The 9117-nt window shown below is 64.6% G+C and carries 7 protein-coding genes; all 7 read left to right on the top strand.

Annotated features, from left to right (window positions below; translation table 11 throughout):
• The first annotated feature begins 636 nt into the window (after positions 1–636).
• The 7 genes from gmd to G7007_RS16250 all read left to right on the top strand — a co-directional run bounded on the left by gmd (position 637) and on the right by G7007_RS16250 (position 8925).
• Complete coding sequence (gmd, locus tag G7007_RS16280; protein WP_181103280.1) at positions 637–1668, top strand: GDP-mannose 4,6-dehydratase; 1032 nt, start codon at positions 637–639, stop codon at positions 1666–1668.
• Complete coding sequence (locus G7007_RS16275; RefSeq protein ID WP_181103278.1) at positions 1668–2564, top strand: GDP-mannose 4,6-dehydratase; 897 nt, start codon at positions 1668–1670, stop codon at positions 2562–2564. Before gmd ends, G7007_RS16275 begins: the two co-directional genes overlap by 1 nt.
• Positions 2564–3709, top strand: coding sequence for a glycosyltransferase family 4 protein (locus G7007_RS16270; protein ID WP_181103276.1), 1146 nt, complete (start codon positions 2564–2566; stop codon positions 3707–3709). Before G7007_RS16275 ends, G7007_RS16270 begins: the two co-directional genes overlap by 1 nt.
• Positions 3706–4827 carry a glycosyltransferase family 4 protein gene (locus G7007_RS16265; RefSeq protein WP_181103274.1) on the top strand — a complete coding sequence of 374 codons (1122 nt, stop codon included), beginning with the start codon at positions 3706–3708 and terminating at the stop codon, positions 4825–4827. The genes G7007_RS16270 and G7007_RS16265 overlap by 4 nt, the downstream gene beginning before the upstream one ends.
• Complete coding sequence (locus tag G7007_RS16260) at positions 4824–5807, top strand: UDP-glucose 4-epimerase family protein (protein ID WP_181103272.1); 984 nt, start codon at positions 4824–4826, stop codon at positions 5805–5807. Before G7007_RS16265 ends, G7007_RS16260 begins: the two co-directional genes overlap by 4 nt.
• Entirely contained in the window at positions 5804–6820 is a 1017-nt protein-coding gene (locus G7007_RS16255) for an MraY family glycosyltransferase (RefSeq protein WP_181103271.1), read from the top strand. Before G7007_RS16260 ends, G7007_RS16255 begins: the two co-directional genes overlap by 4 nt.
• 110 nt (positions 6821–6930) lie before the next feature.
• Positions 6931–8925, top strand: coding sequence for a polysaccharide biosynthesis protein (locus G7007_RS16250; protein ID WP_181103270.1), 1995 nt, complete (start codon positions 6931–6933; stop codon positions 8923–8925).
• The last annotated feature ends 192 nt before the right edge of the window (positions 8926–9117 follow it).

Here is a 9117-nt window from a genome sequence, read left to right as displayed (position 1 = left end):
GGAAGACAGGGAATTGTGTTTGGCTTTATGCTTGCTCATGGACTGGCCCTCGCTGCCGTTGGCTGTTCAAGAAACGCCACCGTGGCACTGTGATGCCTCGGCGGGGGCGAGTCCATTCAATTACACCTACCGCTGTGGTACAGGCAACCGCGGTCCCCTGTGGGAGCGGCCCCCGCGCCGCGATTGGGCCCGCAGGGCCCATGAAGCCATTCAACCCGCTGCCGCAGTAAGCAGCCAATCGCCTGGACAACGATGGCGCGCCTACATCCTCCATTCATGCCAACTACCTCTTTCCCTGCCGCATTCCCACCGCCACACTCCTTGCCGCTTGCCGCTTGCCGCTTGCCGCTTGCCGCTTGCCGCTTGCCGCTTGCCGCTTGCCGCTTGCCCCCAAAATCGGTTTTATCCGACACCCCTCCGAACGAAAAATTTGCTTTGATGTCCTTACCACCTGCACGATCATGTCGCCGAACGCCGCAGGGTGTGATCTTGTTACGTGATGTACGTCGAGCACGACGCGGCGGTAGATGTATACTCACGCACCCGAATTCACGCCGGCATGCTTTGCAGCCCTCTGTGGTGCTGCCATCGGCACATGAATGCCCTTTATCGTACTAACGGAGTTGGTTAATTCGCATGAAAGCAATCGTCACTGGGATTACTGGTCAGGATGGCGCCTACCTGGCGGAACTGCTGCTGGAGAAGGGCTACACCGTCTATGGCACCTACCGCCGTACCAGCTCCGTCAACTTCTGGCGTATTGAAGAACTGGGCATCCAGAACAATCCCAACCTGCACCTGGTCGAGTACGACCTGACCGACCTGTCCGCCAGCATCCGCCTGCTGCAGACCACCGAAGCCACCGAGGTCTACAACCTCGCTGCCCAGAGCTTCGTCGGCGTGTCCTTCGAGCAGCCGCTGACCACCGCCGAAATCACCGGTCTGGGCGCGGTCAACCTGCTGGAAGCCATCCGTATCGTCAACCCGAAGGTCCGCTTCTACCAGGCGTCGACCTCCGAGATGTTCGGCAAGGTCCAGGCCATCCCGCAGGTCGAGAGCACCCCGTTCTACCCGCGCAGCCCGTATGGCGTCGCCAAGCTGTACGCGCACTGGATGACCATCAACTACCGCGAGTCCTACGGCATCTTCGCCACCAGCGGCATCCTGTTCAACCACGAGTCGCCCCTGCGTGGCCGTGAGTTCGTGACCCGCAAGATCACCGACACCGTCGCCAAGATCAAGCTGGGCCTGCAGGAGACCCTGGAGCTGGGCAACCTGGACGCCAAGCGCGACTGGGGCTTTGCCAAGGAATACGTCGAAGGCATGTGGCGCATGCTGCAAGCCGACGAGCCGGACACCTTCGTCCTGGCCACCAACCGTACCGAAACCGTGCGTGACTTCGTCAGCATGGCCTTCAAGGCCGTCGACATCACCCTGAACTGGAAGGGCGAAGCCGAAGCCGAGCAGGGCATCTGCGCTGCCACCGGCAAGGTGCTGGTCTCGATCAATCCGAAGTTCTACCGCCCGACCGAAGTCGACCTGCTGATCGGCAACCCGGCCAAGGCCAAGGAAGTCCTGGGCTGGGAGCCGAAGACGTCGCTCGAAGCGCTGTGCCGCATGATGGTCGAAGCCGACCTGCGTCGTAACGAGCAAGGGTTCTCGTTCTGATGACCCAGGCCAGCAAACGCGCACTGATCACCGGTTTGCACGGGTTCACCGGCCGCTACATGGCCGCCGAACTCAAGGCCCAGGGCTACGAGGTGTTCGGCACCGGCAGCCAGGCGTCCGACGAGCCGGGTTACCTTCAGGCAGACCTGACCGATGCGGTGGGTCTGCGCGCCGTGCTGGCCGACCTGCAGCCGGATGTCGTCGTGCATCTGGCTGCACTCGCCTTCGTGGGCCATGGTGTGGCCGACGCGTTCTATCAGGTCAACCTGATCGGCACGCGCAACCTGCTCGAGGCCATCGCCGCCTGTGGCAAGACTCCGGACTGTGTGCTGCTCGCCAGCAGCGCCAACGTCTATGGCAACGCCTCCGACGGGATGCTGAGCGAGGCCACGCCACCGGCCCCGGCGAACGATTATGCAGTCAGCAAGCTGGGCATGGAGTACATGGCCCGCTTGTGGCAAGACCGTCTACCCCTGGTCATCACACGCCCGTTCAACTATTCGGGCGTGGGGCAGGGCGAGAATTTCCTGTTGTCCAAGATCGTGTCGCACTTCCGCCGTCGCGCGCCTGTGATCGAACTGGGCAACCTCGATGTCTGGCGCGACTTCAGCGACGTGCGCGCGGTCGTGGCCGCCTACCGGGGGCTGCTCGAAGCGGCCCCGGTCGGCCAGACGGTGAACGTCAGCTCCGGCGTTGCCCATTCGTTGCGCGACGTCATCGCCCTGTGCGAACAGATCACCGGCCACCGGATCGAGGTGACCGTGAACCCGGCCTTCGTGCGGGCCAACGAGGTCAAGACCCTGACTGGCGACAACACGCGCCTGCGCGGTCTGGTGCCGGGTTGGACCACGCCCCCCTTGGGGGACACCTTGGCCTGGATGCTGGATGCGCACTAATGAAAGTCGTGCTTTCCGTCGAGCCCGTTCGCTTCCCGCTGACGGGCATCGGCCGTTATACCTACGAACTGGCGCAGCGCCTGGCGCAATGCCCTGACATCACCGAGCTGCGCTACATGGCGGGTCGGCGTTTCCTGCCCGCGCTGCCCAGCCCCCAGGATCAATCCGGTGGCGGGCATGGCCTCAAGCGCCTGGTGCAGAAGATGCCGGTCGCCATCGAGGCCTACCGCGTGCTCATGCCCTGGCTCAAGAGCCGGGCCCTGAACGGGCACGCCGATTGCCTCTACCACAGCCCCAACTACTACCTGCCTCCGTTCAAGGGGCCGCGGGTGGCGACGTTCCATGACCTGTCGCCCTTCACCTGGCCGCAGTGCCATGCACCGCAGATGGCGCGCTTCCTGCGCAAGGAGCTGACGCAGACCATCAAGCGCGCCGATCGCCTGATCACCGACTCGGAGTTTACCCGTCAGGAGCTGGCGGCGTTCTTCGACTGGCCGCTGGACCGCATCGACACCGTCCCCCTGGCCAGTGCACCGGAGTTCCACCCGCGCAACGAGGCAGCGCTTCGCCCCGTGCTCGACCAGCATGGTCTACAGCCTGGGGGCTACAGCCTGTTCGTCGGTACCATCGAGCCGCGCAAGAACATCCAGACCCTGCTCGATGCCTATCAGCGCCTGCCGCTGGCCGTGCGCACCCGCTGGCCGTTAGTGCTGACCGGTTACCAGGGATGGTGCAGCGAGGCCATTCACCAGCGGCTCGAGAGCGCCCGTCGTGAAGGCTGGGCGTACTACCTGGGCTTCGTGCCCAGTCAGGACCTGCCTTCGCTGTTCGCTGGCGCACGGCTGTTCACCTTCCCCTCGCTGTACGAAGGCTTCGGCCTGCCCGTGCTCGAAGCCATGGCTTCGGGTGTGCCGGTGGTGTGCTCCACCACGTCCTCGTTGCCCGAAGTGGCAGGCGATGCGGCACTGATGTGCGAGGCGATGGACGTCGACGCCCTGACGGCACTGATCGCCAAGGGGCTGGAAGACGACGCCTGGCGCGCCTGTGCCGTGCCTGCCGGGTTGGCCCATGCTGCCCGGTTCTCCTGGGAGCGCTGCGCGCTCGACACCCTCAACGTCTATCGCCGCACGGTGGCCTCGCGATGATCAAGGTCCTGCACTTCTTCAAGACGTACTACCCCGAAACCATGGGCGGCATCGAGCAGGTGATCTTCCAGCTGGCCGAAGGTGGGCGTGCCCAGGGCGTCGAGGCCGAGGTGTTATCGCTGAGCACCCGCGGTGCCGGGCGTGACGAGGAGGTCGGGCATCACCGGGCGCACCGTTCCAGGCTGGACCTGCAAGTCGCCTCGACCGGGTTCTCGCTGTCGGCGTTCAAGGATTTCGCCGAGCTGGCCCGGCAGGCGGACATCATCCATTACCACTTCCCCTGGCCGTTCATGGACCTGGTGCACTTCGCCAGCCGCCTGAACAAGCCGACCGTGGTCACGTACCACTCCGACATCGTCAAGCAGAAGACCCTGCTCAAGCTGTACCAGCCCGTGATGCACCGGTTCCTCGGCAGCGTCGATCGCATCGTCGCCTCGTCGCCCAACTACGTGGCGCACAGTGAGACGCTGCAGCGCTTCAAAAACAAGGTCGAGGTGATTCCGTTCGGCCTGGACGAGTCGACCTACCCGACGGTGGACGCACAGCGCCTGGATCGTTGGCGCGATCAGGTCGGCCCACGGTTCTTCCTTTTCGTCGGCGCGCTGCGTTACTACAAGGGCCTGAACTACCTGATCGAGGCGGCCAGCAAGACCGGGCTGCCGGTGGTCATCGTCGGTCACGGCCACCTTGAGCAGACGCTGCGTGCCCAGGCCGTGAGCCTCGGCGCCGATTCGGTGCGTTTCGTCGGCGGCGTCGACGATCACGACAAAGTGGCGCTGCTCACACTGTGCGAAGGCTTCGTCTTCCCCTCGCACCTGCGTTCGGAAGCGTTCGGTATCTCGCTGCTCGAGGCCGCGATGTATGGCAAGCCGATGATCTCCTGCGAGATCGGCAGCGGCACCACCTACATCAACCTGGACGGTGAAACCGGTCTGGTGGCCGCGCCACGCGATGTCGACAGCCTGGCCCAGGCCATGCTCACGTTGTGGAACGATCCCGAGCGCGCGGCCGAGATGGGGCGAAACGCCCGTCGTCGCTTCGAGACGATGTTCTCGTCCACCACCATGATCGACCATTACGTCCAGCTTTACCGTCAACTGCTCGATCGTCCGGCATGAGCGATGCACTGAACGGCGGCACGGTACTGGTGACCGGGGCCAATGGCTTCGTCGGGCGCGCCCTGGTCGCTCATCTGCTGAAACTTCATGATCGTACCGTGGTAGCAGGCGTACGGCGCGCCGACGCCTCGGTGCCGGCAGGGGCCGAGACACGGATCGTGCCAGCCCTGGGGCCGGAGGCGGACTGGACGGCTGCCTTGGCAGGTGTCGATCAGGTCGTCCATACCGCTGCCCGCGTGCACGTCATGGACGAGACCGAGGCCGACCCGCTCACCGCGTTCCGTCGGGTCAATACCGAGGGCACCCTGGCCCTGGCCGAGCAGGCCGCGCGTGCTGGTGTCCGTCGCTTCGTGTTTATCAGTTCGATCAAGGTCAACGGCGAGCAGACGCGCATCGGCCAGCCCTTCGAGGCCGATCAGCCACCGCAACCGACGGATCCCTATGGGATCTCCAAATACGAGGCCGAGCAAGGGCTTCTGCGCCTGGCACACACGACGGGCATGGATGTGGTCATCGTGCGGCCGGTCCTGGTGTACGGCCCTGGGGTTGGAGCCAACATGGCGAGCCTGATGCGTTGGCTCGCGCGCGGTGTGCCCTTGCCGCTGGGCGCCATCGACAATCGACGCAGCCTGGTCAGCCTGGCCAATCTGGTGGATTTCATCAGCGTGTGCCTGGACCACCCCGAAGCTGCCAACCAGGTCTTTCTGGTCAGCGATGGGGAAGACCTGTCCACGTCCGGCTTGCTGCGACGGATGTCGCATGCCCTGGGCCGTCGTCCAAGATTGCTTCCGGTGTCTGCCACCTGGCTGGCGCTCGCGGCTCGCCTGACGGGCAGGGCAGGCATCGCGCAGCGGTTGCTGGGCTCGTTGCAGGTCGATATCGAAAAGAACAGACAGCGTCTGGGCTGGCAGCCTGCCGTCCCCGTCGATGAGGCCTTGCAGGCCACCGCCCACCCTTTCCTGGAGTCCCGCCGTCGATGACGTTCGCCTGGCTGTTGATCGCAGTGGCGATCCTCTCTTGCATCCTGACCTGGGTCCTGCGGCGTTATGCGCTGGCCCGTAGCCTGATGGACATCCCCAATGCCCGCAGCTCCCATACCGTGCCGACGCCACGCGGCGGTGGCGTGGCGATCGTGTTGACGTTCCTGCCGGCTCTTGGAGTGCTCTGGCAGCTCGGCTGGATGAGTGAGGCACATGCATTGGCCCTGGGCGCGGCCGGGCTGCTGGTCGCCATCGTCGGTTTCATCGATGACCACCGTCATATCCCGGCCCGTTGGCGCCTGCTGGGCCATTTTGCGGCGGCCTTAGGCCTCCTGGTGGGCACAGGCGGTGCCCCGGTACTCCATGTGGCCGGTATTCCAGTACACTCGGCAGGGATATTATTACCGTTGCTGGCCGTGTACCTGGTCTGGCTGCTGAACCTGTACAACTTCATGGATGGCATCGACGGGATTGCGGGTGCCGAGGCGCTGGCGGTCTGTGGGGGCATCAGCCTCGTCTACGCCTTGGGCGGGCATACCGAGGCACTGGTGGCCCCTTTGGTGCTGGCGGCTGCGGTGCTGGGCTTTCTCGTCTGGAACGCGCCTCCGGCCAAGATCTTCATGGGCGATGCCGGCAGTGGCTTTCTCGGTTTGACGCTGGGGGGGCTGTCGTTGCAAGGTGCCTGGCTGGACGCCCACTACTTCTGGGCCTGGTTGATCCTGCTCGGGGTCTTCGTCGTCGATGCCACGGTAACGCTGCTGCGCCGTCTGCTTGCGGGCGAAAAGGTCTACCAGGCGCACCGCAGCCATGCCTACCAGCACGCTGCACGCCGCGCCGGGCGTCATCTGCCGGTGACACTGGCAACGGCTGCCATCACGTTGGGCTGGCTGCTGCCCATGGCCTTGTGTGTGACGTGGCTGGGGCTCGACGGAATGCTGGGCACCGTGATCGCCTACCTGCCACTGGGCGTAGTGGCGCTGCGTTACCAGGCCGGCAAGCATGAGCTGACCTGAGTGACACACGCATGACAGGGCTGCGCTGTACAGGACACTGACATTCACGCGCGGATCGGTTGTCACCGAACGCGTGCTATTCAAGAGGGCGTGCCTGCGGGCCGGTATCTATGGACAAGTTGCGCACCTACCTGGTCAACCTGCCGCGGCGCACGAAGCGCCTGATTCAGGTGACCACCGACGTCTTTCTGGTCTGGCTGGCGCTCTGGCTGGCCTTCATCGTGCGTCTGGGCATCGATGAGATGTACAACCCGCTTCTTGCGCATCCGTGGTTGTTCGTCGCCGCACCGATCGTCTCGATCCCGCTGTTCATTCGCTTCGGCATGTACCGGGCGGTCATGCGCTATTTTGGCAACGACGCCCTGCTGGCCATCATCAAGGCCGTCAGCCTGGCGTCCCTGATGCTGACCCTGGTGGTGTTCTGGTACAGCGCGCCGCCCCAGGTGGTGCCCAGGTCGATCATCTTCAACTACTGGTGGCTGAGCCTGGTGATCGTCGGCGGTTTGCGGCTGGCCATGCGTCAGTATTTTCTCGGTGACTGGTTTGCCGCGGCGCAATACGTCCCGTTCGCCACGCGCGACGATGGGTTGCCCAAGGTGGCGGTGTACGGTGCGGGTACTGCCGGTAACCAACTGGTCGCGGCACTGCGCATGGGCAGGGCCATGCGTCCTGTGGCCTTCATCGATGACGACCCTGGCATCGCCGACCGGATGATCGCCGGCCTGCAGGTCTACAAGCCCGATCGCATCCAGCGCATGATCGACGCCACGGGGGCCGAAGAGATCCTTCTGGCGTTGCCCTCCACATCCCGGGGCCGCCGTCGTGAAATCCTGAGTTACCTCGAGGGCTTCGGGCTGCACGTGCGCAGCGTGCCCGGCATCATGGACCTGGCCAGTGGCCGCGTGAAAGTCGATGACATTCAGGAAGTCGACATCGCCGACCTGCTGGGCCGCGATGCGGTGCCTGCGCAGCATGACCTGCTCGAGCGCTGCATCGTCAACCAGGCGGTGCTGGTCACCGGTGCCGGCGGGTCGATCGGCTCGGAATTGTGCCGACAGATCCTCGAGCTGCGGCCTCGTCTGCTCATTCTGCTCGATCATGCCGAATTCAACCTGTACAGCATCGCCACCGAGCTGGAGGAGCGCATCGCCCACGAATCGCTGCGCGTGCGCGTAGTGCCGATCCTGGGGTCAGTGCGCAACCAGGCACACACGTTGGAAGTGCTCAAGACGTGGCGGGTCGACACCGTCTACCACGCCGCCGCCTACAAGCACGTGCCGATCGTCGAGCACAACGTCGCCGAAGGCGTGTTGAACAATGTGATCGGCACGCTCAGCACGGCCCAGGCCGCCTTGCAGGCCGGCGTGTCGAGCTTCGTGCTGATCTCCACCGACAAGGCCGTGCGCCCGACCAACGTCATGGGCAGCACCAAGCGCCTGGCCGAGATGACCCTGCAGGCGCTGAGCGGCGAGACGGCACCGGTGCTGCTGGGGGATCCGCACAACGTGGCGCAGGTCAACAAGACCCGCTTCACCATGGTGCGCTTCGGCAACGTGCTGGGCTCGTCGGGGTCGGTGATCCCGCTGTTCCACAAGCAGATCAAGGCGGGCGGGCCCCTGTCGGTCACCCACCCGAAGATCACGCGGTACTTCATGACCATCCCCGAGGCGGCGCAACTGGTGATCCAGGCCGGGTCCATGGGGCAGGGCGGCGATGTGTTCGTGCTGGACATGGGCAAGCCGGTGAAGATCGTCGAGTTGGCCGAGAAGATGATCCACCTGTCCGGTTTCAGCGTGCGCTCCGAGCGCAACCCCACGGGCGACATCGCCATCGAGTTCACCGGGCTGCGGCCGGGGGAGAAGCTGTACGAAGAGTTGCTGATCGGCGACAACGTCGAGCCCACCCGGCACCCGATGATCATGTCGGCGAACGAGGATTGCCTGCCGTGGAGCGTGCTCAAGGGCAGGCTGGAAGCGTTGCTGGCGTCGGTCGAGGCGAACGATTACCCGCAGGTGCGCAAGCTGTTGCGCGAGCTGGTGTGCGGGTATGCGCCGGAAGGGGAGATCGTGGACTGGATCTACCAGCAGCGGCGGCAGGATTCCTGAGTCGAGGTGATGAGGCGCTTCAGGTGCGCCTTGGCCTGCAGAGACGGTGGGGCGGGTTTGTGGGCCCTACGGGCCCAATCGCGGCACAGGGGCCGCTCCTACAGGGGGTAGTGTCAATCTGCCAGATCAGCAGCGTGGTCCAACCCCCAGAGGAACGGCACACCTCTACCAGATCAGCAACGCGGTCCACCT

The sequence above is a fragment of the Pseudomonas entomophila genome (assembly GCF_013523125.1).
Taxonomy (GTDB): Bacteria; Pseudomonadota; Gammaproteobacteria; order Pseudomonadales; family Pseudomonadaceae; genus Aquipseudomonas; species Aquipseudomonas entomophila_B.
The sequence above is the reverse complement of the archived record's forward strand: the minus strand, read 5'-3'. Positions and strand labels throughout refer to the sequence as shown.

Excerpts from the sequence above, each read along its gene's own strand:
- gmd (WP_181103280.1), top strand. The coding sequence starts at position 637 with ATGAAAGCAATCGTCACTGGGATTACTGGTCAGGATGGCGCCTACCTG.
- G7007_RS16275 (WP_181103278.1), top strand. The coding sequence starts at position 1,668 with ATGACCCAGGCCAGCAAACGCGCACTGATCACCGGTTTGCACGGGTTC.
- G7007_RS16270 (WP_181103276.1), top strand. The coding sequence starts at position 2,564 with ATGAAAGTCGTGCTTTCCGTCGAGCCCGTTCGCTTCCCGCTGACGGGC.
- G7007_RS16265 (WP_181103274.1), top strand. The coding sequence starts at position 3,706 with ATGATCAAGGTCCTGCACTTCTTCAAGACGTACTACCCCGAAACCATG.
- G7007_RS16260 (WP_181103272.1), top strand. The coding sequence starts at position 4,824 with ATGAGCGATGCACTGAACGGCGGCACGGTACTGGTGACCGGGGCCAAT.
- G7007_RS16255 (WP_181103271.1), top strand. The coding sequence starts at position 5,804 with ATGACGTTCGCCTGGCTGTTGATCGCAGTGGCGATCCTCTCTTGCATC.
- G7007_RS16250 (WP_181103270.1), top strand. The coding sequence starts at position 6,931 with ATGGACAAGTTGCGCACCTACCTGGTCAACCTGCCGCGGCGCACGAAG.